General features: G+C 56.5%; 23 protein-coding genes. 16 read left to right on the top strand and 7 right to left on the bottom strand.

The window, feature by feature from the left end; all coding sequences use genetic code 11:
* The first annotated feature begins 60 nt into the window (after positions 1-60).
* The gene (locus Q3Y58_RS14970) at positions 61-684 is read left to right on the top strand and encodes a L,D-transpeptidase (protein ID WP_319622793.1); all 624 of its coding nucleotides are present in this window, start codon (positions 61-63) and stop codon (positions 682-684) included.
* A 60-nt stretch (positions 685-744) separates the two neighbouring features.
* Here the strand turns inward: Q3Y58_RS14970 and Q3Y58_RS14965 are convergent, their stop codons facing one another.
* The gene (locus Q3Y58_RS14965) at positions 745-1374 is read right to left on the bottom strand and encodes a hypothetical protein (RefSeq protein ID WP_274217458.1); all 630 of its coding nucleotides are present in this window, start codon (positions 1372-1374) and stop codon (positions 745-747) included.
* A gap of 122 nt (positions 1375-1496) precedes the next feature.
* Positions 1497-4298 carry a preprotein translocase subunit SecA gene (gene secA / locus Q3Y58_RS14960; RefSeq protein WP_319622792.1) on the bottom strand — a complete coding sequence of 934 codons (2802 nt, stop codon included), beginning with the start codon at positions 4296-4298 and terminating at the stop codon, positions 1497-1499.
* A 266-nt stretch (positions 4299-4564) separates the two neighbouring features.
* On the opposite strand from secA, the gene Q3Y58_RS14955 reads away from it, so the two are divergent.
* The 5 genes from Q3Y58_RS14955 (at position 4565) to Q3Y58_RS14935 (ending at position 8312) form a co-directional block, all read left to right on the top strand.
* Entirely contained in the window at positions 4565-5434 is an 870-nt protein-coding gene (locus Q3Y58_RS14955; protein WP_274217456.1) for a peptidylprolyl isomerase, read from the top strand.
* Positions 5435-5554: 120 nt separating this feature from the next.
* The gene (gene argJ, locus Q3Y58_RS14950) at positions 5555-6787 is read left to right on the top strand and encodes a bifunctional glutamate N-acetyltransferase/amino-acid acetyltransferase ArgJ (protein WP_319622791.1); all 1233 of its coding nucleotides are present in this window, start codon (positions 5555-5557) and stop codon (positions 6785-6787) included.
* Positions 6768-7577: a GNAT family N-acetyltransferase gene (locus Q3Y58_RS14945; protein WP_274217454.1), complete on the top strand. Its 810-nt coding sequence runs from the start codon at positions 6768-6770 to the stop codon at positions 7575-7577. Before argJ ends, Q3Y58_RS14945 begins: the two co-directional genes overlap by 20 nt.
* Before the next feature lie 81 nt (positions 7578-7658).
* Positions 7659-8063 carry an 8-oxo-dGTP diphosphatase MutT gene (gene mutT / locus Q3Y58_RS14940; RefSeq protein ID WP_274217453.1) on the top strand — a complete coding sequence of 135 codons (405 nt, stop codon included), beginning with the start codon at positions 7659-7661 and terminating at the stop codon, positions 8061-8063.
* 36 nt (positions 8064-8099) lie between these two features.
* On the top strand, positions 8100-8312 hold the full coding sequence (locus Q3Y58_RS14935) for a Flp family type IVb pilin (RefSeq protein ID WP_413697830.1): 213 nt from the start codon (positions 8100-8102) through the stop codon (positions 8310-8312).
* A 9-nt stretch (positions 8313-8321) separates the two neighbouring features.
* Here Q3Y58_RS14935 and Q3Y58_RS14930 read toward each other — a convergent pair whose 3' ends face one another.
* Entirely contained in the window at positions 8322-9206 is an 885-nt protein-coding gene (locus Q3Y58_RS14930; RefSeq protein ID WP_319622790.1) for a methyltransferase domain-containing protein, read from the bottom strand.
* 152 nt (positions 9207-9358) lie between these two features.
* Between Q3Y58_RS14930 and Q3Y58_RS14925 the strand changes: the two genes are divergently transcribed.
* The 4 genes from Q3Y58_RS14925 (at position 9359) to Q3Y58_RS14910 (ending at position 12026) form a co-directional block, all read left to right on the top strand.
* Positions 9359-10135, top strand: a complete 777-nt coding sequence (locus tag Q3Y58_RS14925; protein ID WP_319622789.1) for a ComF family protein — start codon at positions 9359-9361, stop codon at positions 10133-10135.
* A gap of 159 nt (positions 10136-10294) precedes the next feature.
* On the top strand, positions 10295-10558 hold the full coding sequence (gene grxC / locus Q3Y58_RS14920) for a glutaredoxin 3 (RefSeq protein WP_319622788.1): 264 nt from the start codon (positions 10295-10297) through the stop codon (positions 10556-10558).
* 37 nt (positions 10559-10595) lie between these two features.
* Entirely contained in the window at positions 10596-11432 is an 837-nt protein-coding gene (locus tag Q3Y58_RS14915; protein WP_319622787.1) for a carbon-nitrogen hydrolase family protein, read from the top strand.
* An 18-nt stretch (positions 11433-11450) separates the two neighbouring features.
* Entirely contained in the window at positions 11451-12026 is a 576-nt protein-coding gene (locus tag Q3Y58_RS14910) for a DUF1178 family protein (RefSeq protein WP_319622786.1), read from the top strand.
* A gap of 67 nt (positions 12027-12093) precedes the next feature.
* Here Q3Y58_RS14910 and Q3Y58_RS14905 read toward each other — a convergent pair whose 3' ends face one another.
* The 3 genes from Q3Y58_RS14905 to ubiG all read right to left on the bottom strand — a co-directional run bounded on the left by Q3Y58_RS14905 (position 12094) and on the right by ubiG (position 14282).
* Entirely contained in the window at positions 12094-12612 is a 519-nt protein-coding gene (locus Q3Y58_RS14905; RefSeq protein WP_319622785.1) for a phasin family protein, read from the bottom strand.
* Between the two features lie 158 nt (positions 12613-12770).
* Complete coding sequence (locus Q3Y58_RS14900) at positions 12771-13481, bottom strand: alpha/beta fold hydrolase (protein WP_319622784.1); 711 nt, start codon at positions 13479-13481, stop codon at positions 12771-12773.
* Between the two features lie 33 nt (positions 13482-13514).
* Complete coding sequence (gene ubiG, locus Q3Y58_RS14895; protein WP_319622783.1) at positions 13515-14282, bottom strand: bifunctional 2-polyprenyl-6-hydroxyphenol methylase/3-demethylubiquinol 3-O-methyltransferase UbiG; 768 nt, start codon at positions 14280-14282, stop codon at positions 13515-13517.
* A 155-nt stretch (positions 14283-14437) separates the two neighbouring features.
* Here ubiG and Q3Y58_RS14890 point away from each other — a divergent pair, with 155 nt between their 5' ends.
* The 6 genes from Q3Y58_RS14890 to clpB all read left to right on the top strand — a co-directional run bounded on the left by Q3Y58_RS14890 (position 14438) and on the right by clpB (position 24181).
* Complete coding sequence (locus Q3Y58_RS14890; RefSeq protein ID WP_319622782.1) at positions 14438-15688, top strand: aspartate kinase; 1251 nt, start codon at positions 14438-14440, stop codon at positions 15686-15688.
* A gap of 96 nt (positions 15689-15784) precedes the next feature.
* Positions 15785-18052, top strand: a complete 2268-nt coding sequence (ptsP, locus tag Q3Y58_RS14885; RefSeq protein WP_319622781.1) for a phosphoenolpyruvate--protein phosphotransferase — start codon at positions 15785-15787, stop codon at positions 18050-18052.
* Between the two features lie 93 nt (positions 18053-18145).
* Positions 18146-19219: a peptide chain release factor 1 gene (gene prfA, locus Q3Y58_RS14880; protein ID WP_274217439.1), complete on the top strand. Its 1074-nt coding sequence runs from the start codon at positions 18146-18148 to the stop codon at positions 19217-19219.
* A 6-nt stretch (positions 19220-19225) separates the two neighbouring features.
* The gene (prmC, locus tag Q3Y58_RS14875; RefSeq protein WP_319622780.1) at positions 19226-20101 is read left to right on the top strand and encodes a peptide chain release factor N(5)-glutamine methyltransferase; all 876 of its coding nucleotides are present in this window, start codon (positions 19226-19228) and stop codon (positions 20099-20101) included.
* A gap of 465 nt (positions 20102-20566) precedes the next feature.
* Complete coding sequence (locus Q3Y58_RS14870) at positions 20567-21304, top strand: DUF4167 domain-containing protein (RefSeq protein WP_413697829.1); 738 nt, start codon at positions 20567-20569, stop codon at positions 21302-21304.
* Positions 21305-21598: 294 nt separating this feature from the next.
* Positions 21599-24181 carry an ATP-dependent chaperone ClpB gene (clpB, locus tag Q3Y58_RS14865; protein ID WP_319622778.1) on the top strand — a complete coding sequence of 861 codons (2583 nt, stop codon included), beginning with the start codon at positions 21599-21601 and terminating at the stop codon, positions 24179-24181.
* Positions 24182-24261: 80 nt separating this feature from the next.
* Here the strand turns inward: clpB and Q3Y58_RS14860 are convergent, their stop codons facing one another.
* The gene (locus tag Q3Y58_RS14860) at positions 24262-26226 is read right to left on the bottom strand and encodes a M23 family metallopeptidase (RefSeq protein WP_319622777.1); all 1965 of its coding nucleotides are present in this window, start codon (positions 26224-26226) and stop codon (positions 24262-24264) included.
* Positions 26227-26733 lie beyond the last annotated feature (507 nt).

The following is a 26733-nucleotide window of genomic DNA, read 5'->3' as shown; positions in this document are numbered from 1 at the left end:
AGTTGAAACAGCGCCGCTCGGGCTGGCGCGTTTACGATCTATTTTGCCTCGGGGGGCATGATGAATTCCTACGTTAACACGTTGGTTAAGACCGCCGTTAAATTGATTGTCAGTGCCGGCATCGTTCTTGGCGTCAGCGGCACCGTTCAGGCCGCGCAGTATTGGAACGCGGAGCAGAAGCAGTGGGTGTCCTACACACCTTCTATCGAGAGTGCGAACCGTCTCGCGCGCCAGAAGTTCAAGCGCAAGGTGGTGTCTTACAGCACTGGCGAGAAGCCTGGCACCATTATTGTTGATACCGACAATCGCTACCTCTACCACGTTCTGGAAGATGGCAAGGCGATGCGCTACGGCATCGGTGTTGGCCGCGAGGGCTTTGAGTGGTCTGGTGCCGAGCGGATTACCCGCAAGGCGAAGTGGCCGGGCTGGACACCGCCACCAGAAATGGTTCGCCGTGAAGCGAAAAAAGGCCGCAAACTCCCAAGCTTCATGCCAGGCGGTCCTGAGAACCCAATGGGTGCGCGCGCGCTTTACTTGGGTAACACCATTTATCGTATCCATGGCACCAACGAAGACTGGAGCATCGGTCATGCCGTTTCTTCCGGCTGCATCCGCATGTTCAACAGCGACGTTGAGCACCTTTACGACAACGTGAAGGTTGGCGCCAAGGTCGTTGTGCTTTAAGCGCTGCCATAGACCAATGGATTTGCAGAGAAGCCGGCTTCGCGCCGGCTTTTTTGTTGCCTACTTGAAGCCTTCCGGTAATGGACGACAACAGCCCAAAAAGACACGGTCTGGCTGACCCTCTTCACTCAGGACCAGATGGGCGATGCCCCATACGAAACTGTCGAGCGGGAGGAACGGGCAGGCCTCCTCTGCAACCGTCAGGACGGCCTTGGAGGTTGGGCCCTGTGCCTGAAGTACACCGTAGCGGAAGCCAGAAACCGTGCCTGCAGATGAGATCGGCAGGGACAGATCCTCCCCATTGATGGATGTGAAGGTGGCTTCTTCCTCTGCCCATGACAGGTTCCATCCCGGTTCAAATCCACCGCACGACCCGGCTGCTGGCAAGGGCGAGTTCAAGAGTGGTATGGCTTCAGCCTTGCGAAGTTTGTTCTGCAGAACCCAGCCTGTTACCTCTCCCTGACTGACCTCTTGCCATGTTTGGTCAACGAACAGGCGCGTTGTGCCACTGGATGTGACCATTTCACCTTGTTGCAGCGTTATCTGCGGCTTCTCACGAGAACCAGGGAAAGCGTAGACATCTTCTGGTTCAACTATCTTGTAGTAGCCCGGATCGGCAGCGAATGCGCTGCTCGAAAGAGTGAGTGCGATGGCGGACAGGCCAAAGGCAAGGCGGTGTGCCCACGTCATGATTGGCTCCTTGAAGGCGTTTCACCTTGAAGACGTAGCAACAGATTGGTGCATTGTTGTGATTGCACAAAAAAAGCCGGTGCGAAAACACCGGCTTTCCATAGGTTGATGTCTTTCAGGCCTTAGACCAAGGCACCGTGACAGTGCTTGAACTTCTTGCCGGAGCCGCATGGGCAGGGTTCGTTACGTCCAACCTTGCCCCAGGTTTCGGGGTTGGACGGGTCGCGATCCTGCGGTGCGCTTGCTGCGCGAGCCTGTGCCATCTGCTGATCGGCAAGAGACATTTCGTCTTCGCCGGTCTGCGGATTAATGTGGTACGCATGCATTTCCGGGAGGTCGGCGTTGGTTGGCATCTGCGGTGCCTGTTGCTGGACCAGCTCCACGCGCAGCAGCTGCGACGTGGTCTGCTCACGCAAGTTGGCCAGCATGGCTTCGAAGAGTGTAAACGCCTCGGTCTTGTACTCCTGAAGCGGATCACGCTGACCATATCCACGCAGACCCACCACTGAGCGCAGCTGGTCAAGGTTCATCAGGTGCTCGCGCCACAAGGTGTCAAGGGTCTGAAGCAGTACAGCCTTTTCAACCTGACGCATGATATCTGCGCCGTAGTTGGCGGTCTTGGCTGCCATGGCTTCGGAAGCTTCCTTCTTCAGGCGGGCAATGACCTCTTCGTCGGCAATGCCTTCTTCGGCGGCCCAGTCCTTGATCGGCAGATCCATGCCGAGCTTGGTCTTGACCTCTTCTTCAAGGCCTTCCGTGTCCCACTGTTCCGGGTAGGCGCGTTCTGGAATGTGTGCCGCAACCAGATCTTCAATCACCTCGTCGCGCATTTCTTCAACGGCTTCATGGATGACATCGCCATCCATCATTTCCAGACGCTGTTCAAAGACGACCTTACGCTGGTCGTTCATCACGTCGTCGAACTTCAGCAGGTTCTTACGAATGTCGAAGTTGCGCGCCTCAACCTTCTGCTGAGCCTTTTCCAGCGCCTTGTTGATCCAAGGGTGGACGATGGCTTCGCCTTCCTTCAGGCCCAGCTTCTTGAGCATGGAGTCCATCCGGTCGGAGCCGAAGATGCGCATGAGATCGTCCTGAAGAGACAGGAAGAACTTCGAGTGACCAGGGTCACCCTGACGACCGGAACGACCGCGCAGCTGATTGTCGATGCGGCGGCTCTCATGGCGTTCGGTAGCGACAACATAGAGGCCGCCAGCCGCCAGTGCGCGCTGCTTGAGAGCATCGATCTCTGATTTGATCTCTGCTGCCTTGGCATCGCGCTCAGCGCCTTCCGGCATGTCGCCCAGTTCGGCTGCGATGCGCATCTCTGCGTTGCCGCCGAGCTGAATGTCGGTACCGCGACCAGCCATGTTGGTGGCGATGGTGATTGCCCCCGGCACACCGGCCTGTGCGATGATCTGCGCTTCCTGTTCGTGGTAGCGCGCGTTCAGAACGGCGAAGATCTTGGCCTTCTGCGCTTCTTCGGTGCTGGCGTAGAGCGGCTTGAACGCGTTTGGATCGGAAAGGTCAGCCTGCTTGTAGCCATGCTTCTTGAGAAGCTCAGCCAGAATCTCGGACTTTTCAATAGACGTGGTGCCCACAAGAACCGGCTGTTCGCGCTTCTTGCAGTCGTCGATCAACTCAATGATTGCATTGAATTTTTCTTCGACCGTACGGTAGACCTCATCGTCATCATCCACGCGCTGAACAGGCACGTTGGTTGGAATGTCGATGACTTCCAGATTGTAGATGTCCATGAACTCTTCCGCTTCGGTCATGGCTGTACCGGTCATGCCGGCCAGCTTGTCGTACATGCGGAAGTAGTTCTGGAAGGTAACCGACGCGAGGGTCTGGTTCTCAGGCTGGATAGCGACCTTCTCTTTCGCTTCCAGTGCCTGGTGCAGGCCTTCAGAGAAGCGGCGGCCCGGCATCATGCGGCCTGTGAACTCATCGATGATCACAACTTCGTTGTTGCGAACAATATAGTCCTTGTCGCGCTGAAACAGCTTGTGCGCCTTGAGGCCTTGCTGAAGGTGGTGAACCGCAGAAACGTTCTCCACATCGTAAAGCGAGGGGCCCTTGAGCAGACCTGCTTCGGACAGGAGCGTTTCCAGCTTTTCGTTGCCCACTTCCGTGAAGGTTGCGGTGCGCTGCTTTTCATCGATCTCGTAGTCTTCTTCCGTCAGATGCGGAATGAAGGTGTCGATGGTGTTGTAGAACTCCGTCCGGTCTTCGAGCGGACCGGAGATGATGAGTGGTGTACGGGCTTCATCCACAAGAATGGAATCCACTTCGTCGACGATGGCGAAGTGGTGAGAGCGCTGCACCATGGACTCTCGATCGTACTTCATGTTGTCACGAAGGTAATCGAAGCCGAACTCGTTGTTGGTGCCGTAGGTCACGTCGGCCTTGTAGGCCGCTGCACGGTCCTGATCGCTGATGCCGTGGACAATCAGGCCGGTGGTCAGGCCGAGGAAGCGGTAGACCTGCCCCATCCATTCCACGTCACGAGAAGCCAGATAGTCGTTCACCGTGACCACGTGAACACCTTTGCCGGTGAGTGCGTTCAGATACACCGGCGCGGTCGCCACGAGGGTCTTACCTTCACCGGTACGCATTTCGGTGATTTGACCGTTGTGGAGAACCATGCCGCCAATCAGCTGCACGTCATAGTGACGAAGGCCGAGCACGCGCCGGGATGCTTCACGGACCGTCGCAAACGCTGGTACGAGTACGTCGTCCAGGCTTGCGCCGTTGGCCAGTTGCGCACGGAATTCGTCGGTTTTTGCCTTGAGCTGCTCATCGGAGAGCGCCTGCATTTCAGGCTCAAGGGCATTGATCGCGTCAACCTTCGGCCGGAGTGCCTTGATCTTGCGATCGTTCTCTGATCCAAAAATCATTCGGGCGAGTGCGCCGAGCCCCACCATGTGGCGGTCCTTCCTTTTTCGGGCGCCGGTAACCACGTTCGTGGAGGGCCCTAGAAATCGTCAAAATTCTGATCTATGCAACCCGCGACTACAGCGAGTCAGCGTACCGGTCACACTATCTCGAAAGCCCTTGGGAAAATAAATCGGGCGAAGTGAGAGATAAGAGGGGGCTAGATACTTGTCAACGCTCTCTGCAGTCGCAATTCTGCGCATTGTCATTGTTGCTCCCCGTTCGGGACTATAAGCAACCTAAAGAAAGAGTAATCATGCTTCCAAAGTTTTCGTCAGTACTCAAGAGCTCGGCAGCTGTTGTTGCGCTTGTCATCGGTCTTGGCTCGGTTAGTGCTTTTGCGCAGGATGTCGACAATGTTGTTGCTACGGTGGACAAGGCTGAGATCACAGAGGGTGATCTGGCATACGCCGCGCAGGATTACGCTTCTCAGTTGCAGCGCGTTCCTCCGACCGAATGGCGCGGTGTTCTGACTGATGTGCTTGTGGAAATGAATCTGTTGGCCAATGCGGCAGAGGCTGAAAGCCTTCAGGACGATCCTGATTTCAAGCGCCTGATGGAATTTGAACGCACGCGTGCCTTGCGCAATGCCTATTTCCAGAAGTTCATTCAGAACTCGGTGACCGAAGACGACATCAAGGCGGCCTACGACGAGCAGTATGCAGATTATAAAGGCGACACCGAGGTCTCGGCCCGTCATATCCTTCTGGAAACCGAAGAGGACGCCAAGGCCGTGATTGCGGAACTGGATGGCGGCGCGGACTTTGCAGAGTTGGCCAAAGAGAAATCCACAGGCCCAAGCGGGCAGAACGGTGGCCAGCTTGGCTTCTTCGGCAAGGGGCAGATGGTTCCTGAGTTTGAGGAAGCAGCGTTTGCACAGGAGCCCGGCAGCTACTCCAAGGAGCCGGTGAAGAGCCAGTTCGGCTTCCACGTTATCCTTGTTGAAGAAGCGCGCGAGCGTCCGGCACCAGAACTGGCACAGGTTTCTGACCAGATCCGCCAGAACCTCATTCTTGATAAGTTCCGCGCGACCGTGGAAGAGCTGCGGGAGAAGGCAGAGGTCAACATCGTTGAGCCGGAAGCAGCGGCTGACGAAGCGGACCAGGCGGAAGAAACCGCAAACTGAAGCAATAATTGCGGCGACTGCAATACAGTTTGTCGCGGCTAGAGCTTGTCATTCAGGCTCCGTTTGGCTACCTCCAAACGGAGCCTTTTTATTTGGGCCGATTTTCTTCTGGAGTTTCTCATGTCCGACCAAATTTCTCCTCTTGCGCCTAAAGTTTTTCCGGAAATGCCTGAAGTCTCAGGTGTGCGACTGGCGACGGCAGCAGCTGGGTTGAAATACAAAGGCCGAACGGACGTGCTGCTTGCGCTCTTGAGCGAGGGCAGTCAGGTCGCGGGCGTGTTCACTAAGTCAAAGTGCACTTCTGCTCCGGTTGATTGGTGCAAGGCCCTGCTGCCAAACGGGCGGATCAAGGCGCTGCTCATCAACTCCGGAAACGCCAACGCGTTTACGGGCAAAAAGGGCAAGGCGGCGGTTGAGCTGTCGGCCAAGATCATTGCAGAAGCAGTGGGCTGCCCTGAGAACGAGGTGTACCTCGCGTCCACCGGCGTGATTGGTGAGCCGCTCCCTGCAGAAAAGTTTGCGGATGTGGCGCAAGAGCTGGTGGCATCAGCCCAGCCGCAGGGTTGGAAGCAAGCTGCATCGGCCATCATGACAACAGACACCTACCCCAAATACCTGACGAGAACGGTTCGCGTGGGGGCTGTAAACGTGGTGCTGAATGGCATCGCGAAGGGCGCAGGAATGATTGCGCCTGACATGGCAACCATGCTCGGGTTTCTTTTTACCGATGCGCCAATTGCAGCGCCAGCGCTTCAGGGCATGCTGAGTGATACGGTGGGTGGCAGCTTTAATGCGATTACCGTGGACAGCGACACGTCCACCTCTGACACGGTGCTGCTAGCGGCAACCGGTGAGGCTGGCGGAGAGTGGATTGAAGACCCGCAAGATCCGCGTCTTGCCGAATTCCGCGTTGCGCTTTCAGAAATGATGGTGGAGCTGGCGCACCAGATCGTGCGCGACGGCGAGGGCGCGACAAAGTTTGTGGAAGTGCGCATTGAGGGCGCTGAAAGTGATTCATCAGCGCATACGGTGGCCCTTGCTGTGGCAAATTCGCCGCTCGTGAAAACCGCTGTTGCCGGTGAAGATGCCAACTGGGGCCGGGTTGTGATGGCTGTTGGAAAAGCCGGAGAACCTGCAGACCGGGATCGCCTTGCCATATGGTTTGGTGATGTGCGTGTTGCCGTGGAAGGTGAACGCGATGCCGGTTACAGCGAAGAGGCCGCCTCTGCCGTGATGAAAGAGGATGAAATCCTGATCAAGGTGGACCTTGGACTCGGCAGCGGCTCTGCTCGAGTTTGGACGTGTGATCTGACAAAGGAATATGTGGCAATCAATGGCGACTACAGAAGCTGACCCGCTTAAGGGCTTTAAGGATGTGGACCTTGCTCAGGTGTTTCGGCTGGAACAGTCCAACCTGAATTGTTACCCGAGCTTGATGACCCACTATGACAGGCAATGGATGATGCGGTTTGCGCCCGGCAATCCGGCGCGGCGTGTGAATTCGCTGAATTTCTTTGACAAGAGCGATGACGATCTGGTGGCGGAGCGTCTGGTTGCTGCCCGCTCACTGAGCGGCCAGGTTGGGGTTCCGTTCGTTGTGCGCTGGACACCTTTGATGCCCGAGGCGCTGGACCGGCACCTTGAGGAGGAGCAGTGGACACGCTACGACCCGACCTTGGTGCTGGAGCGCGGCATCTGGGCGGCAAGCGATCCCGAGTTGCCGAGGGACTACTCAATCGAGCGGTTCAGTCAGGAAGCATGGACCAGCCACTACATCAGTGTGGGCGGGACTGATCCAAGCAAGATCACCGCGCCTGCGGTGAAGGCCATGTCCGAAACCTTGGCACGCATCACTTCCGAGAAGCTGTGTCTGACAGTGTTGGACCCAGCAGGGGAAGCCTGTGCAGTGCTGCTTGCGGTGTTGGACCGGGATTGCATGGGCTTGTTTGCCGTTGCTACGCACCCTGAGCAGCGCCGCAAGGGGTTTGCGCGTGCGCTGCTTGTGGAGGCACAGCGCATTGGCGCGCTGAGCGGCTGTCACAGGGCCTGGTTGCAGGTCGTGGCGGAGAACACAGCAGCGGTTGGCCTATATGAGTCGATTGGCTATCGCGAAGCTTATCGCTATCACTATTGCAAACAATAGCTTACCGCGGAGCCAAAAGCTTATTCAGCTATGGTTTCTCACTGGTAATTGCTGTGTTTCAAATCAGGACAGGCATTTCTTATGAAAATGGTAATGGTTACAGCCTGTGCGCTGTTTGACGCGGACGGAAGGGTTTTGCTGGCGCAGCGGCCCGAAGGAAAGGCTCTGGCGGGATTCTGGGAATTTCCCGGTGGAAAGCTCGAGCAAGGCGAAACACCGGAGGACGGCCTCATTCGCGAATTGCGCGAAGAGCTGGGAATTACGGTTAAGAAAGAGTGCCTCGCTCCGCTGACTTTCGCCAGCCACACTTACGAGGATTTTCACCTGCTGATGCCACTTTATGTGTGCAGACGCTGGGAAGGTACACCTGTTGGTGCAGAGGGACAGGCACTGACTTGGGCCCGCCCGGTACGGCTGCGAGACTATAAAATGCCACCGGCAGATGAGCCACTTATTCCGCACCTGATTGATCTGGTGTCCGGATAGTAAAGAGTAGCGGCCCTGCCTGAAAACGAGGCGGATATGGTGTTTAAACGGCAGGGCACGGACATTTCAAAGGCTGGCTTCACAATCGCTCACATGTCCAAAGATGAGCGTGGGGCGACCGCTGTTGAATATGGCCTTATTGCAGCTCTGATTGCTCTAGCCATATTCGGAAGCCTTGCAGCAATCAGCTCCAGCTTAAACTCGACCTACGAGACTGTGGGTGTGGAGCTTCAGAAGATTGGCGACTAAGCTGTTCGCTCAGACTTTCTTCTCTACCGTTCCCAATGCTGCAGCAAGACTCTGCTTTGCGCTTCCCGGGCGCAGGGGTTTTTGCTGGCTCTCGTGAGGCGCCCAGCCCGAGAGTGAGGCGAAGGTGAACGTTGCGCGGATGCGCCCATCTTCATCCCGATAATTTTGCGCATAGTGTTCTGCGGCCTTCATGAAAACGGCGCGCGGTGTGAAGCGCTTGCTGCGTTCTGCCAAGGGGTTGGTCGCGCCCATGGCCCTCAGGTCTTTGATGAGGTCAAACAGCGTATCGTAGCGTACGGTAAGCTTGTCCAGATCTGCGACGGGAAGCGCGAACCCTGCGCGTTGCAGCAGACCGCCAAGGTCTCTGGTATCCGCAAACGGGATTACGCGCGGAGAAACGCCACCGGTTACCTCCATCTCAGCACGCATGAAGCTGTCTCGCAGCTCAATCAGGCTGTCGGTGCCAAGAAGCAGCCCCAGAAACAGCCCATCCGGCTTCAGCGCTCGCCGGATTTGAACCAGAGTTCCCGGCAGATCGTCAAGGAGCTGAAGGTTCAAGGAGGAGACAATCAAGTCAACGCTTTGCTCTGCAAAGGGCAGGACAGCGTCATCAATCACCAGATCCGGGGTGCCACTGTTCTGATCAGGCGTGAATAGATCAGCCCGAATGACCCGCTGCACCTTGCCAGAGTTTCGCAGCGCTTCGGTGGTGTAGTTGCCATGCCCTCCCAGGTCGACAGCGGTTTCAAAGCTACGGCTCAACATCATGAGGCGGTCTTCAAGATCCTGAGCGGCTGCCTTGAGCAAAAAGTCTGCCCCTGCCACCGGCTTGGCAAGGGCCTTCTTGCGGCGTTGCATGATCAGGGAGCGGTCAAATAGAGAGGGATGGCTCATCGTTTTTGCGAGACTTCCAGTGTGCTGAACTTGCCCGAAGGGAGAGAGGCGGTGCCACCATGCCGCTGAATCTCGTGGCACGTGGATCCGGGGAGCCCCACCCAGCGGGTGCTGTGATACGGTAACTTGTTGCCTTAAATAGGGTAAATTCCGTGCAGGGTCTACGCTTTTCCCCTCAGCTGGCCTCTGCCCTGCGCACCAGTGTGCGGATTGGGCAGCAACTGGTTGACTTCGTTGTACCGCCAACCTGTCCGTCCTGTGGCATCTGCCTGCAGGAACGTGCGGGCCTGTGTGCTGCGTGCTGGGGATTGGTGCAGTTTCTGTCGCCTCCGTGGTGTGATCGGCTTGGGACCCCCATGCCTTATGACTGCGGTCCTGGCGCTGTGAGCCCTGCGGCCATTGCGGAACCGCCCGACTATGATCGGGCACGCGCTGCTGCAAGCTACACAGGGCCAGCGCGGGACATTGTGCATCAGTTCAAGTTTTCCAATCGGCCTGCGTTGAGCAAGGTTCTCGCTCCCATGATGGTGCGAGGCGGCGCGGAGCTGTTTGAGAGCGACCCGTTACTGGTGCCGGTACCATTGCACAGGTGGCGGCTCTTGAAGAGAAGCTACAATCAGTCAGCCTTGCTGGCACATGCCATCTCCGAGTTGACGGGCCTGCAGCACGATGTCTTTGCGCTTCAGCGCATTCGTCATACATCCGGGCAGGTGGGGCTCAAGCGTGCCGAGCGGCGCAAGAATGTTCGCAAAGCCTTTGAAGTGCCGGAAGAAAAGCGATTTGTTGTCACGGGGCGACATGTGGTGCTTGTCGATGATGTGCTGACCACTGGGGCGACAGCGGAGTCTTGTGCGCGGGCCTTGAAGCGGGCAGGCGCTTCCGCCGTTGATGTTCTGGTGTTTGCGCGGGTGAACCCTGAACACGAATAAGTGAGCCCGTTGCGAGTGGCGGGCTTTTCCTCTTCGACTTACATCCCAGGCTGGCAACTCTTGCGAATGCGGCCTCTCCCGCCATATAAACAGCGTTCGTTGCTTGCCAACCGTTAAATTGATGTGCCTGACCAGACGCAGGTGAAGAGGAAAAGAACAATGACTGAAGTCGTGCTTTACACACGCGACATGTGTGGTTTTTGCGCACGTGCCAAACGCCTGCTTGAAGAAAAGGGCGTAGAGTACACCGAGTACAACGCCTCTGACGACCCGACCTACAAGACAGAAATGATTAAGAAGGCAAACGGTGGTCGCACCTTCCCGCAGATCTTTATCGGATCGGAACATATCGGTGGCTGCGATGACCTTTACGCACTTGAGCGTCGCGGACAGCTTGACGCCCTTTTGGCAGCGGGTGTCTAATCACCGCAGTCAGTTTTGAAAGGGGGGGATGGGATCCATGCAGGAGTTTGTTGCAGCTTGCGTGCAGATGCGCTCCGGACGCGATGTACGAGCGAATCTGGATGCCTGCGAAGTCTTGGTGCGTGAAGCCGCCAAGGACGGCGCCATCTATATCCAGACGCCTGAGATGACCAACGTTCTTGAGCGCAGCCGTGAAGCGCAAATGGCAGCGGTCAGTTCTGAGGCGGAGGATCCCTTTCTTGCCCGGATGACAAAGGTTGCAGCCGATCTGCAGATCTGGCTACACCTTGGTTCTTTGGCAATTCGGCGTGATGATAGCAAACTCGCTAACCGGGCTTTCCTTCTGGCACCGGATGGATCCGTGGCTGCGCGTTATGACAAGATCCACATGTTCGATGTGGACTTGCCAGATGGTGAAAGCTGGCGGGAATCCAAGACCTATGAGCCAGGAACATCCAGCCCGGTGGTGGCGCTGCCATTTACCAAGATTGGTTTGGCCATCTGCTATGATGTGCGGCAGCCCGCGCTCTTTCGCGAACAGGCAAAGCATGGCGCTCAGGTGTTGACAGCACCAGCGGCCTTTACGCGCCAGACTGGGCGTGCTCATTGGCATGTGCTCCAGCGCTCCCGTGCCATTGAAAATGGCGCATTCGTTGTTTCAGCCGCGCAAGGCGGAGTGCATGAAGATGGGCGCGAGACCTATGGACATAGCCTTATTGTCGATCCGTGGGGACGCGTTATAGGTGAGCTGGACCATGATGAGCCCGGCGTGTTGCTGGCTGAGGTTCGATTAAAGCTATCGGAAGACGCACGTGCCCGCGTGCCAGCCATTGCGAACGCACGAGGGTTTTCCATAGAGGACGTTGCGCTTTAGTGCGCCGGAGAAACGCAAGTGATCAATTACGCGCTACTTTGTGACAAGGGACATAGCTTTGATGCGTGGTTCAGAAACTCCACGGATTTTGATGCACAGGCTGAGCGCGGCCTGATCTCCTGTCCCGTGTGCGAGTCAACATCCATATCCAAAGGGCTTATGTCGCCAAACGTGGCAACGGCACGGGGCAAGGCGAAGGCTCGAGAGGACTTGCAGCGTCAGGCTGCGGCACAAAAGCAAGCAACCCAGGCCGCGCCCGCGCCCGCCGCTCAACCGACGCCCGAGGCAAGCACCCCCGTGCCTGCGAATGTCGGGGCAGGTGCCCCTCCGCCTGAAACCGAGGGAACAACGCTTTCTTTGAACACTGAGCGCATGAAGGAACTGTCGGAAGCGATCCGCCAGTTTCGAAAACATGTAACGGAAAGCGCCGAAAACGTTGGCGACAAGTTCGTGGAAGAAGCGCGCAAGATGCACTACGGCGAAACCGAGGAGCGCGGCATATACGGTCAGGCTTCCCTCGATGAAACGCGAGAGCTGCTTGATGAAGGCATTGACGTGTTGCCGCTGCCCGCGCTGCCGGAAGATCGCAACTGAGCTAGCTCATGACAAAGCGCGGGGTGAGATTCAACCCGCGCTCTCTACTTGTTCCCTCAAAACAGGTTCATTCTTCGCTTGAAGAAGTGGCCTTGGCTGTGGCGCGTGCCTTTGGGCGTGCTGGCGCACGTTTGGCCGCCGGTGTCGGCTTGGCTGGTGTAAGCGCTTCTTCCGCTGCCTTCAGGCCTGACAAAGACTCGGTCAGCGCATCAGACGCCTGCGCACTGTTTTCGCTCATGGTCTTTGTCAGGATATGAAGCTGCTCAGCGTTATGGTCGCGGTAGTCTTCAAAAGCAGACTGCCAGAACTCCGTGCTGATGTGCGCGACTTCTGCACCGTTGGGGCATGAACAAAGTTCGCGCATATAAGCAAAGCGCTCGTCCATGCGATGCCGTATGAAGTCCATTTCCTTGTCTGCGAGCTGCTGACTGGCCTTCATCATGGAGCTCTGGGCTTTCATGACGGATTCCAGTGGCCCTACAGTGGACTTTTCAAGGCCTTCTGCCCACACGCGCCACGGTGTGCCGCCCATTGAGCTGTTCCACATTTCCATGGCTTCTTTAAATTGATCATCGAAGTTGAACATATGACCCCCCGGAAGGTTGGTAAGAGTTCGTGGCGACCGTTCGGCCGCTTTTCGTGGGGGACGGGAAAACAAAGGGAGCCGTCCCTAAAGAAAGCTGAGAACCAGCTTCCGTTAGGTTAGCTTAGAAATGGTGCGGCGCACACTCCCTAAAAGTAGGACTATGCCCTTACCAGCCACTCTTGAAGTGCTTTAGTGGTAATGGAGGGTTGCTCGAGTGTTGAAAGATGTCCGCATTCCGGTACGGTGACGAGCGCGCTGGAAGTAATTGCTGCATGCATTTCCTCGGCGCGGTCGAGAGGCATTACTTGATCGTCAGTCCCAACGAGAACCAAAGTGGGGCAGGTGATGGCCTTGAGATTTTCGCGCTGGTCAATGCGGCTCATCACGGCTTTTTGCTGCCGGACAAAAGCCTCCGGCCCCACGTCCTGCGCCATCTCGATCACGGTTTCCTTCAGCTCGTAATCTTCATGCCGACTTGGATGAACCCAAGCAGGATAAAGACTTGGAGCAACCTTGTCGTAACCGCCCTCTGCGGCAATGCGGATCTGCTTGGAGCGGATTTCCGCTTGTTCCGGTGTGTCGGCTCTGGCATTCGTGCTCAAGAGCGCAAGACGTGTCACGCGGTCTGGTGCTTGCCGCATAACCTCTAGGGCGATGTACCCGCCCATGGAAAGCCCGATGAGAGCAAACCGTTCTGGTGCTTCGTTCAAAAGCTGCTCTGCGATTTCTGCTATGCTCTCTTTTTCACAGGTATTTGCCACCATGATTGGCTGGTCGGCAAAAGCAACAATCTGCGGTGCAAACAGCGCGGCGGTGCAGGCAAGGCCTGGGACAAAAACCAATGGCTCATTGGTGACGACCTTTCTCATGCCGGGTTCCTTCTGTTGCTCAGCCTTGTTGCATCAATTTTCAGGTTTGCTTGCAATTACCATATAGTTCACGTCCAGGTCGCGGGAACGGGACCAGCTGTCAAAAAGTGGATTGTAGCTCACCCCACAGCGCTCAAAGATATGCATGCCGCCCGCACTGATGGGGGCCTCCAGCTCTTCAGGCGTGACGAGTTTTTCGTAGTGGTGAGTTCCTTTTGGTAGCCAGCGAAGCACATATTCGGCACCGACAATGGCAAGCGCGTAGGCCTTCATCGTGCGATTGATGGTGGCAACAAACATGAGGCCGCCCGGCTTCACGAGCTTGGTACATGTTTCCATAAACAGCGGCACATCCGCAACGTGCTCAACTACTTCCATGTTCAGGACGACATCAAATTGCTCACCGGCGGCTTCCAGCGCTTCGGCGGTCTGGGCGCGGTAGTCGATATCAAGGCCCGATTGTTCGGCATGGAGTTTGGCAACTGCGATGTTCTTCTCGGCTGCGTCTGCACCTGTAACCGCTGCGCCCATACGTGCCATGGGTTCGCTAAGCAAACCGCCGCCACAGCCAATGTCCAAAAGGCGAAGGCCTTCCAGAGCGGTTGGCGACTTCTCATCGCGGCCGAAATGAGCGGCGATGTACTCCTTGATGAACGCGATGCGCACCGGGTTGAATTTATGTAGCGGGCGAAATTTTCCGGTCGGGTCCCACCACTCGGCTGCGATCGAGGAGAAGTGGTCGATCTCTGCCGTGTCAACGGTCCCAGTGTGTTCAGGGGTGGTGGGCTTTGAGGCGGTCATTTGTCAGAACTCCAACTTATTCAGGTCACTGGTGGTTCGCCGGCGCGTTTTTGTCAAGCCACTGGTTGCGATAAGAGGGCTGTAGCTGTATGCATGAGCGCCAACTGTGGCAGTAAGTTCTGTGCTTCAAGGCCCTCGGAGGAAATTGGGAAGCGATGGCCCGTTTGGTAATGAAATTCGGCGGCACATCAGTTGCCGACCTTGATCGCATCCGCAACGTAGCGCGGCATGTGAAGCGTGAAGTGGAAGCTGGCAACCAGGTTGCCGTTGTGGTTTCGGCCATGGCAGGTGTGACCAACACACTGGTTGGCTACACGAAGGACGCTGCAGCGCTGCATGATGCGCGCGAATATGATGCGGTGGTTGCTTCCGGTGAGCAGGTCACCTCTGGTCTCCTTGCTATCGTGCTTCAGGACATGGGTGTTGAGGCCCGCTCCTGGCAGGGGTGGCAGATCCCAATTCACACGAATGAAGCGCATGGCGCAGCTCGTATTGAGCGAATCGAAGGCGGAACCGTCATCGAACGCCTTGAGCGCGGTCAGGTTGCTGTTGTAGCCGGCTTCCAAGGTCTGGCTCCAGACAACCGCATTGCGACGCTCGGCCGTGGCGGCTCTGACACAAGCGCTGTAGCGCTGGCTGCGGCAATCCACGCAGACCGTTGTGATATCTACACGGACGTGGACGGTGTATATACAACGGACCCACGCATTGTGCCTAAAGCGCAGCGTCTGGACCGGGTGTCGTTTGAAGAAATGCTCGAGATGGCGTCACTGGGCGCCAAGGTGCTTCAGGTTCGCTCCGTGGAAATGGCCATGGTGCATGGCGTGCGGACGTTTGTTCGCTCCAGTTTTGATGATCCGGATGCTCCGCAGGTTGGCAATGGCGGATTGCCACCGGGAACGTTGATCTGCGATGAGGACGAAATATTGGAACAGCAAGTTGTCACTGGCATCGCCTTTTCGAAGGACGAAGCGCAAATCTCCATCCGCAACGTGGCCGACAAGCCAGGTGTGGCCAGCAACGTGTTTGGTCCGCTGGCTGACGCCAACATCAATGTGGACATGATCGTTCAGAACATTTCCCCGGATGGAAAGACAACCGATATCACCTTCACTGTTCCTGAAACGGAATATGAGCGTGCGCGCGCCGTAATCGAAGCCAACTCTGAGGGCATTGGTTATGAGACGCTGGAAGGCACGACTGATGTGGTGAAGGTCTCCGTGATCGGGATGGGCATGCGCTCTCACGCCGGTGTTGCTGCGGACTGTTTCCGTGGGCTGGCTGGCAAGGGCATCAACATCCGCGCGATCACAACATCAGAAATTAAAATCTCTGTGCTGATTGATTCTGCCTATACGGAACTTGCGGTGCGGACTCTGCATTCGCTATATGGTCTCGACGGTTAAATTAGGTGAGTCGACATGTTGCGAGCGGCTGTACTAAACTAGCGCAGCCGCTAGCCCGACTTGAGGTCGAATGACAAACGATAGGTAGGACAAGGTATGCGCAGCAGCTTGGCCGGACCGCGCGTTCTCTTGCGTCGCCTTCGCGAGGTGATGGCAGAACCCATCAACGCGCAGGAGCGGCTCGACAAGATTGTTCGGCTTATTGCAGCAAATGTGGTTGCGGAAGTGTGTTCCGTCTACATACTGCGAGCCGACGGCGTTTTGGAGCTGTATGCAACAGAGGGCCTGAACAAGACGGCTGTTCACAAGACGGCCCTCCGGATTGGCGAGGGCCTTGTGGGCCTTATTGCCTCTGATGCCCGACCATTGAACCTACCTAATGCGCAGGCGCACCCGGCGTTTGCCTATCGCCCTGAAACAGGCGAAGAGAACTACAACTCCTTCCTTGGTGTTCCTATCCTGCGCGCGGGCCGCACGCTCGGTGTTCTGGTTGTTCAGAACATGGCGCATCGGACCTATTTTGAGGATGAAGTCGAGGCGCTGCAAACCACCGCCATGGTGATTGCAGAAATGGTAGCTGCGGGCGAGCTGGAAGCCATCGCACAGCAAGGCACAACGATTGACCTTGCCAGACCGATGCACCTCAAGGGCGTGCCGCTTTCAGACGGCGTAGGCTTGGGCCATGTGGTTCTCCATGAACCGCGTGTTGTGATTACCAACCTGATTGCTGAGGACGCGGATGCTGAAAAGGAGCGTCTGGACGGCGCCGTCCAGCGTTTGCGCCTTTCGCTTGATCACATGCTTGCCAATGGCGATTTCTCCCAGCATGGAGAGCACCGTGAGGTTCTGGAAGCCTACCGGATGTTCGCCTATGACCGGGGGTGGGTGCGCAAGATTGAAGAAGCCATTCGCAACGGCCTGACGGCCGAAGCCGCCGTTGAGAAAGTGCAGAGCGACACTCGCGCTCGTATGCTGCGTCAGACCGACCCTTATCTGCGGGAGCGTCTGCACGATCTGGATGACCTGGCGCTGCGTCTGATCCGCGAACTCATGGGCCGTGGGCACGGCGCCTCGGAAGGTGAGTTGCCGCAGGACGCCATTATTGTTGCGCGCAACATGGGTGCTGCTGAACTTCTTGACTATGATCGGGATCGCATTCGCGGTCTTATTCTGGAAGAGGGCGGGCCGACCAGCCACGTAACCATCGTGGCTCGGGCTCTTGGCATCCCAGCCATCGGGCAGGTGGAAGATATTGTGTCGCTCGTCGAGGCGGGTGATCCGGTTATCGTTGACGGCGAAGTGGGACAGGTTTTCATCCGCCCCGCTCCGGATGTGGAACAGGCCTTTGCCGACAAGGTGCGGTTCCGTGCCCGTCGTCAAGCGCAGTACAAACGTCTGCGCAACAAGCCAACGGTGACGCTGGATGGCACAGATGTCACTCTGCAGCTTAACGCTGGCCTCTTGGTAGATCTGCCGAGCATGAACGATGCGGGCGCGGCTGGCGTTGGTCTGTTCCGGACCGAACTGCAGTTTATGGTGGCATCGTCGTTTCCGCGGATGAAAGAGCAGCAATCGCTCTATTCCAAGGTATTGGATCAAGCGGGTGACAGGCCGGTCACCTTCCGGTCCCTTGATATTGGCGGCGATAAGGTTTTGCCTTACATGCGCCTTGCACAAGAAGAGAACCCGGCCATGGGCTGGCGTGCGATCCGCTTTGGGCTTGATCGGCCAGGGCTTTTGCGCACACAGATCCGTGCATTGCTGCATGCCGGAGCTGGCCGTTCCTTGCGCATCATGTTCCCGATGATTGCGGACGTGGATGAGTTCCGCAAAGCGCGCGATTACGTTGAGCGTGAACTGCGCCACCTGCGTCAGCACGGTCACGCGACCCCGGAGACATTGCGCCTTGGCGTGATGGTGGAAGTGCCGGGCCTGCTGTGGCAGCTGGAAGAGCTTTATGAGGAAGTGGACTTCGTCTCGGTTGGCTCAAACGATCTGTTCCAATTCTTCAATGCGGTGGACCGTGGCAATACACTGGTAGCAGATCGCTTTGACACTCTGCATCCCGGCTTCCTGCGCGCTTTGAAGCGCATCGTGGAAGTGGGCGATCGCATGCATGTGCCTGTCACCCTGTGTGGTGAACTTGCAGGGCAGCCGCTTGCCGCCATGGCGTTGCTGGGTATTGGCTATCGCAGCCTGTCCATGTCGCCATCCGCAATTGGTCCGGTGAAAGCGATGTTGCGCAGTCTGGATCTGCGTAAGCTATCAGCGCGGCTACTGCCAAGACTGGAGCCCGGACACACGCCGGAGAACATGCGCCAGTTCCTGGCCGACTTTGCTTCCGAGCACGATATTCCATTATAGAGACCTAACTTGGCGAGCCGAACGGCGCAGCGCAGTTCGCGCTTGCGGTGCCGTCCGGTGTCCGCCTGCTTTTGCTTAAGGAGAAGCGCGCGAATGTTGGCGCAAGAAAAACTGGATACACTGCTGTCGCGCTTTGACCAGATTGAGAGTGAAATGGCGTCTGGCCCAAGTGCCGATGTCTACATCAAGCTTTCTCGGGACTATGCCCAATTGGAGCCGATCGTTAAGTCCATTCGCGAATTACGGCAGGCTGAAGCTGAGTTTGCAGATGCACAAGCGCTGCTTGACGACCGCGATACGGATGCGGAGATGCGTGAGTTGGCGCAGCTTGAACGGGATGAGCTGGCGGGCAAGATTGAAGAACTGACCCAAGTGGTGCGGATCGGTTTGTTGCCGCGAGATGAAGCCGACTCAAGTGACGTCATTCTGGAAATTCGCGCCGGTACTGGCGGCGACGAAGCGGCATTGTTCGCTGGCGACCTGTTTCGTATGTACCAGCGCTTTGCCGACAGCATGGGCTGGAAGGTGGAGGTCATTTCCACCAGTGAAGGCGAGATGGGCGGTTTTAAGGAAATCACTGCCGCGGTGACGGGTCAGGAAGTTTTTGCCAAGCTCAAGTTTGAGTCCGGCGTTCACCGGGTACAGCGTGTGCCGGAAACCGAGTCCGGTGGCCGTATTCACACATCTGCTGCGACAGTTGCGGTGTTGCCGCAGGCAGAAGAGGTCGATGTCGACATCAACCCGGCAGACCTGCGCATCGACACCTACCGCGCATCTGGTGCTGGCGGTCAGCACGTAAACACCACGGATTCTGCCGTGCGTATTACCCACGCGCCAACGGGGATTGTCGTTGCCGTTCAGGATGAACGCTCTCAGCATAAGAACAAGGATCGCGCTATGAAGTTGCTGCGCGCCAAGATCTATGATGTTGAGCGTGAGCGTGCGGCCGCTGAGCGCACGGAAAGCCGCCGTCTACAGGTGGGGTCAGGTGATCGCTCGGAGCGTATCCGCACCTACAATTTCCCGCAGGGCCGCGTTACAGATCACCGGATTGGTCTGACACTCTACAAGCTCGACCAGATGATGGCAGGCGAAGCAACAGGCGAAGTGATTGACGCCTTGATTGTAGACCATCAGGCAAACCTGTTGGCCGAAGAAGGGCTTTAAACGCGCATGCAGCCAACGCTTCAACACTTGTTTTTGAAATTGCGCGATGCGTTTCGTGAAGCAAAGTTGGCTGAGCCGGAGACGGACGCCCGGTATCTTGTGGCGGCAGCCGTTGGTGTTGAGCCAAAGATGCTGCCGCTGCACTACGACCAGGTCTCTGGCCCTGAAATTGTTCAAAAGCTTGAGAAGCAAGCAGCGTTGCGCCTTGGTGGCATGCCTGTCGGCCGCATTCTTGGCCAGCGGGATTTCTGGGGGCTGACTTTCACTCTGAGCGAGGAGACGCTGGAGCCGCGCCCGGATACGGAAGTGCTGGTGGAAGCCACGCTTGACTACTGCTTGAATCACGGCGGCCTGCAGAAGGACTGGGTGTTTGCAGACATTGGCAGTGGCACAGGTGCAATTGCCATCGCATTGCTCACGGAATTACCAAATGCTCGTGCCGTTGCTGTTGATGTGAGTGAAGATGCGCTTCTCACAACACGGCGAAATGCAATTTCAAATGGTGTTGGCGAGCGCCTCTATCCGGTGCGTGCTTCATATCTGACGGCGCTGGCGCCAGCTTTCGACTTCATCGTCAGCAACCCCCCATATATCAAGGAGGAGGTCGTTAAAGAGCTGTCGGTAGAGGTGAAAAATCATGATCCAATTGTGGCGCTGTCTGGCGGACCGGACGGGCTGGATGCCTACCGTGAGTTGATTGGAGACGGGGCGCATTTGCTAAGGCAAGATGGCGCATTGCTTCTTGAAATCGGCTGGGACCAGCAGCTTCTTTTGCGCCAACTTATTGAAAATAGTAGCCTTACGCATGCGGAATGCCGGCAGGATTTGGGTGGGAACGACCGAGTCGTGCTCGCAAAATCTACTCAGCCTAATGGTTGTTGAGTAATTCGGAAAAAAGGCCTTGGAAATCGGCGCAGAACAAGCTACGTTCATCTCGCCGGCTGATGTTACCAGCGATTAGCTGCATCGGGGCGGGTGCTCAAGACATTTGAGGAAGACCCGAACAATAACGCCGAGGAATTGTGCGCAGCAAGAAATTCGGCAGTCCCGTGTATCGTTGTGTAAGACTGAAGGCGTGTTATAGCGCATTCAAAATCATTGTTGGCTTATCGCAAGACCCAAATTGACCAAATTCCAGTACACGCAGATTTTTAACTGAAGTGCGTACTGTATTTGCGAACACGACAGACCTATTGAAACGGCATATGGACGTTCCAAGGGAATCCACTTGCCCTATGGAAGATTGGCTTCGGCTGATCGCCGTTCGTGAAAGTTAACGGCATAATGAGACCAGGAAATCAGAATAACAAACGAATGCGTGGCCGGGGCCGGAAGGCACCTAATCCGTTGACACGGAGCTACGAGTCCAACGGACCTGATGTAAAGATCCGAGGAACTGCAACGCATATCGCCGAAAAGTATCAGCAGCTCGCGAGAGATGCACATGCTTCCGGCGATCGTGTGGTGTCAGAAAACTACTATCAGCACGCCGAACACTACTTGCGCATTGTTGCAGCTGCTCAGCCGCAAACAAATCAGCAAAGTTCTTCTTCACATCGTTCCGATGCGGATGAAGATGCTGGTGCAAATCAGACCGAAAGCACAAAGCCTGTAGCCGCCGAGAATGCGCAGCCATCAGAAACGTCTGAAGAGCAGCCGCAACCGGTGATCGGTTTGGATACGCCGCAGCCCTTCATTGAAGAGGAGCCTGCCAAGAAAGCTCCTCGACGTAGCGCGAAAGCTGCGGAACAATCTGAAGAAGACGTTGATGCGGACGGCGCTTCCGATCACGAAGAAGATGAGGACGACGACAAGCCGCGTCGCCGCACCCGCGGCACTCGTGGGCGTGGTCTTCGCCGCGCCGCATCTGCTCCTGTTGCTGCGCTGCCTGAAGAAGGTGGAGCGGATGGAGAAGTTGCCGAGGTTGCTGCCGCGGAAGGCGATGGCGAAACGGCTGCCCCGCGTGCCAAGCGCACGCCGCGGGTTCGCACGCCGCGCGTCCCGAGGTCTCCGCGTACACCTCGTACCCGCCGGACAAAGGCGGCTGACGAGTCTGCTGAGGCACCAGAGGGTGCTGAAGGCTAAAACGCCAAAGTTCTCAAGGCCGGGGTTCTGCTCCGGCCTTTTTATTTCCCGCATTTTCTGTTGCGGCGATTGGGCCAGTACTTAAGCGCAGGCGCAGGGCCTTCTTAACTCTCCTCAAATTCCGTTATGGGTACGTCTCGCCAAGAACTTGTTCTTGGGGGGCTTTTGTTGTCTCATTGCCACATTATATCAAAGGAGCGGGGCGAAATGCTCCGTTCCGGACGCTCTCAATGGGGTTCGGAGTTTCCATGTGCTGCTCATGCTTCGGGTGATGCAGCGACAGAGGAGAGTTCTATGGATTTTGAGAAGTACAGTGATAGAGCCCGTGGCTTTGTCCAATCTGCGCAGACCTTTGCACTAGGGCAAGGGCACCAGCAATTCACTCCTGAACACATTCTGAAGGTTCTTCTGGATGACTCGGAAGGCCTGTGCGCAGGCTTGATTGAGCGGGCAGGCGGTCGTGTGGCCGATGTCCGGCTAAAGAACGATGCGGATCTCGCCGCGCTGCCAAAGGTGAGCGGCGGCAATGGTCAGCTCTACTTGGCGCCTGCGACGGCGCGTTTCTTTGACCAAGCAACCAAGCTGGCTGAAAAGGCAGGCGACTCGTTTGTCACTGTTGAACGTATGCTGCTTGCATTGGCCATGGATAAGGACAGTGCCGCCGGGCGTGCTTTGCACGAGGGTGGTGTCACGCCAAACAGCCTGAACGAAGCGATCAACCAGCTTAGACAGGGGCGCACTGCGGATTCAGCGGGTGCTGAAAATCAGTATGACGCCCTCAAGAAGTACGCTCAGGACCTCACCCAGCAGGCACGAGACGGCAAGTTGGATCCTGTGATTGGACGTGACGAAGAAATTCGTCGAGCCATTCAGGTTCTGTCGCGTCGAACCAAAAACAATCCGGTCCTCATCGGTGAGCCGGGCGTGGGTAAAACCGCCATCGCCGAAGGACTCGCTCTGCGCATCGTGAACGGCGATGTGCCGGAATCCTTACGCGACAAGCGCTTACTTGCACTGGACATGGGTGCGCTCATTGCCGGGGCCAAATATCGCGGTGAGTTTGAAGAACGCCTCAAAGCCGTGCTTTCCGAGGTGCAATCCTCAAACGGCGGAATCGTTCTTTTCATTGATGAAATGCACACGCTGGTTGGCGCGGGCAAAACGGACGGTGCAATGGACGCCTCCAATTTGCTCAAGCCAGCGCTGGCACGTGGAGAGCTGCACTGCGTGGGTGCAACTACGCTCGACGAATATCGCAAGCATGTTGAGAAAGATGCGGCACTGGCCCGCCGCTTCCAGCCAGTGTTTGTCAGCGAGCCGACGGTTGAAGATACGATCTCCATTCTGCGCGGCATCAAAGAAAAATATGAGCTGCATCATGGCGTCAAGATCGCCGATAGCGCGATCGTCTCGGCGGCGACACTCTCCAACCGCTATATCACGGATCGTTTCTTGCCGGACAAAGCCATTGATTTGGTCGACGAAGCGGCAAGCCGTTTGCGCATGCAGGTGGATTCCAAGCCGGAGGAGCTGGACGAGCTGGATCGACGCATCATTCAGATGAAGATCGAACGCGAGGCGCTCAAAAAAGAAGAGGATGCGGCCACCAAGGATCGTCTGTCCCGGCTTGAAAAAGAGCTGAGCGATCTGGAAGAGCAGTCGCGTGCCCTTACGCAAAAGTGGGAATCTGAGAAAAACAAGCTCAACAGTGAGCAGAAAATCAAGGAGCAGCTGGACGAAGCGCGGATTGAGCTTGAAAAGGCACAGCGTGCGGGTGATTTGGCGCGCGCCGGTGAACTTGCCTACGGTGTGATACCGGATCTGGAAAAGCAGCTGACAGTCGCTGATGAAGGTCAGGATGCGGAAGCCATGCTTCGCGAAACAGTAGACAGCGAAAACATCGCGCAAGTGGTGTCTCGTTGGACGGGCATTCCGGTCGACAAGATGCTTGAAGGCGAGCGGGAAAAACTGTTGCGTATGGAAGATGAGCTTGCAAAGCGCGTGATTGGTCAGCAGGAAGCGGTTCATGCGGTCTCGACAGCTGTGCGCCGGGCCCGTGCTGGTCTGCAGGATCCGAACCGCCCGATTGGCTCTTTCATGTTCCTTGGCCCGACCGGTGTGGGCAAGACTGAGCTCACCAAGGCGCTGGCTTCTTACCTGTTCGACGATGAAACGGCCATGGTTCGCATCGACATGTCCGAGTTCATGGAGAAGCACAGTGTGGCCCGCCTGATTGGTGCGCCTCCCGGCTATGTTGGCTATGAAGAGGGTGGAGCACTGACGGAAGCAGTGCGCCGGCGGCCCTATCAGGTTGTGCTGTTCGATGAAATCGAGAAAGCGCACGGCGATGTGTTCAATGTGTTGTTGCAGGTGCTGGATGATGGCCGTTTGACCGATGGTCAGGGCCGTACCGTGGATTTCCGCAATACCTTGATCATCATGACCTCCAACCTCGGCGCCGAGTTCCTTGCAGCCCAAGGCGAGGGCGAAGATGCAGAGGCGGTTCGTGGGCCGGTGATGGAGGCTGTACGAGCTCACTTCCGTCCCGAATTTCTCAATCGCCTTGACGAGATCATTCTGTTCCACCGCCTGAAGCGCACTCAGATGAATGAAATCGTCAAGATCCAGCTTCATCGTCTTCAGCGTTTGCTGGATGAGCGCCATATTACGCTCAAGATTGATGAAGAGGGGATGGAGTGGCTTTCAGAGAAAGGGTATGACCCGGCTTACGGGGCACGTCCGTTGAAGCGCGTCATTCAGAAACAGGTTCAAGATCCGCTTGCCGAACAGCTCCTTGCTGGCAAGATTCAGGAGGGTCAGACGGTAACTTGTTCAGCGGGAACGGATCGCATGCTCTTTGACGTTGCTGAGAGCTGATATCGGTCAACAGACTATGCAAAAAGGCAAAAAGGCGGCTTTCGGGCCGCCTTTTTCATGAGAACGGTAGAGCTGTTGCTTTATTGGGCGACGGCTGCCAAGCGCCGGTTAGGCGTGCCTTGTGATACAAGCGCATCAATACGGTCACGCTCACGCTTGAATGCGATAAGAACATCGCCTTCCAGGTTGCGCCCTTTGGGAAGCTTGATCTTGAGTGGGTTCACAAAGCGATCGTTCACCTTCACCTCGTAGTGGAGGTGGTTACCGGAGGACAGGCCGGAAGAGCCCACATAGCCGATCACTTGGCCCTGATGAACGCGGGCACCCTGTTTTGTGCCATCGGCAAAGCGGCTCATGTGGCTGTAGGTCGACACATATCCGTTGGCATGTTGGATCTGCACATGGCGCCCATAGCCGCCGGTCCACGCGGCTCGAATGATGAGGCCTTCACCGGATGCCAGAATTGGCGTACCGCGTGGGGCCGCCCAGTCAACGCCGGTATGCATGCGGCGTGTCTTGTGAATCGGGTGGCGTCTCATGCCGAAGCCGGAGGTGAAGCGCCCGCCCGCAATGGGTTTGCGGAGCAGGAATTGCTGAGCGCTCTGGCCGTTTTCATCATAGTAGTCCACTTCGCCGTCCAGCGGGTTGCGGAAACGATAGAAGCGATGAACACGGCCATTTGCCTGCAGTGAGGTAAACAGGATTTCGGAGGCAGATTTGCTGTCTTCCTCGGGTAAACCGTAGAAAACGCTGATTGCATCTCCCGGACGTATCGTGGAGTTGAAGTCCACGTCATGGGAATAGATGCGTAGCAACTCTTTAATCAAAGACTTGGGGATCTCGTTTTCCAAGGACGTTTGATAGATGCTGTCGTAGTAGGTCGCGGTTGGGTTCGAGCCGCTGCTGTCAAAGTTCAGATTGTTGAACGCTGTTGCCTGAAGCCCGGAGGATGGCGCTGCAGCCTCGATGAACTGGCCCTGGTCATTGCGCGCGATCGTGCCGACATGCTCTTCATTCTCATAGACGCTGACGCGGAGCAGGCGTCCCTTGGACAGTTCGGGCAGAGCTGGATCCAGAGCAAAGCGCAGCACTTGCCCAACGCGAACCTGGTCGAGACCAATGTCCTCCTTGAAGCGCGTAACGATCTTGTTCGCTTCAAGCTGTGAGCCTTCGTTGTCCAAAATCAGATCCAGCAGGACATCGTCCTTACGAACAGGATGTATGTGTTCTTCAACTGTCGCTGTAGGTTGGGCAGACACGGACATTGCCTGAAAGGACACGTTCTCTTCCGTGATGCGCACTTCCAGATTGTCGAAGTCCATTTCCATGATGGGCGCGAACCGTTGCGGTTCTGCGGCATAGGCGGGTATGGCAGCAATGTCCGTGCGGTTGTCCAGCATGAACAGGGCAGCTTTTTTCACCTCTTCCATCACATTGTTTTCGGGATCCGTCTTTACTGCCGTCAGGCCAAGGGCGCTCATGGGGAAGTCCCGTTGGGAGATGGTGACTTCACCCTCAACGTCTGCGCCATAGATTGCGTCGCTTGTTGCCTGAACCGGCGTGATGTCTTCGCCCTGATACATTGCAATCGGATCGAACGGCGGTATCTCATAACTGTCGTCGGCATCGTGCTCGCCAATCAGGCTGGCGGTCACCAGCGCATAAGGCTGGGCCCGAACATGGTCACGGCCACCTTCGCGGCGTACTACGTTGACCGGGATAATCATCCGGTTGGAAAAGCCCGCGTCATTGCTGATTACGCGGTCGCCTTTACCACCTCGGTTATGTGCAAGATGTTCGCCTTCGTCATCACTTGCGGCCTGGTAGGGGGTGGAGATGGTATACTGGCCGTCCAATGAGGCCATCAAAGCGCCGCCCATCAAAACAATAGAGGTGACGCCTGTCAGAACTGTGCCGATCAACCAACGGGCATTGAGCGCAGAACTGGCATCTGCCGTGTTTGCGGTGCTATCGATTGCCAATGCGTGCTCAGTGCCCAGATCAATCTGTGCAACGCCCGCAGCGTTGTGGTGACCTGCATACATTCTGTTATCTGTTTCCCACCCTAGTCGCCTTTATATATAGGCTGTCAGATTCAAGCGGTTTCATGATCGTCGCTGAGCCCCCAGCGCCTCTATCATAAATGCATTCAGATTACGGCTGCAATTTGGCTTTCACCAACCCCTATTAACAGGGAGAATACCTTGTGTACTCACTGCGACTCTCTCCATAGCGTCAACCGAAAAATCAATTAAAAATCAACTTCTCCCGAGGCCCTGTGAATTTTATGAAGTTTTTATATCAAGGCCGTTGACAGTTGGGGATGGTCGGCCTATAACCCGCTCCACGCCGCCGGGACGGAGCGCTTGAGCGCCTCGGACGGAGCGGCAAAAAGATCAGAGATTTGAGGCAGTTAGCCTTGAGTTTCGCGGAAGATGGAAGTCTTCAGTTCATTGACAATTATATATTGTGAAGGAAGAGAAACGCAGGCGGCGGTTTTTGTTTGAAGCGGCTCGGCAGCGATGCTGAGCATTTAAGCAAGAGCTTAGCCA

Origin of the sequence: Nesiotobacter zosterae (genome assembly GCF_033843645.1) — a bacterium.
Taxonomy (GTDB): domain Bacteria; phylum Pseudomonadota; class Alphaproteobacteria; order Rhizobiales; family Stappiaceae; genus Pseudovibrio; species Pseudovibrio zosterae.
The sequence above is the reverse complement of the archived record's forward strand: the minus strand, read 5'-3'. Positions and strand labels throughout refer to the sequence as shown.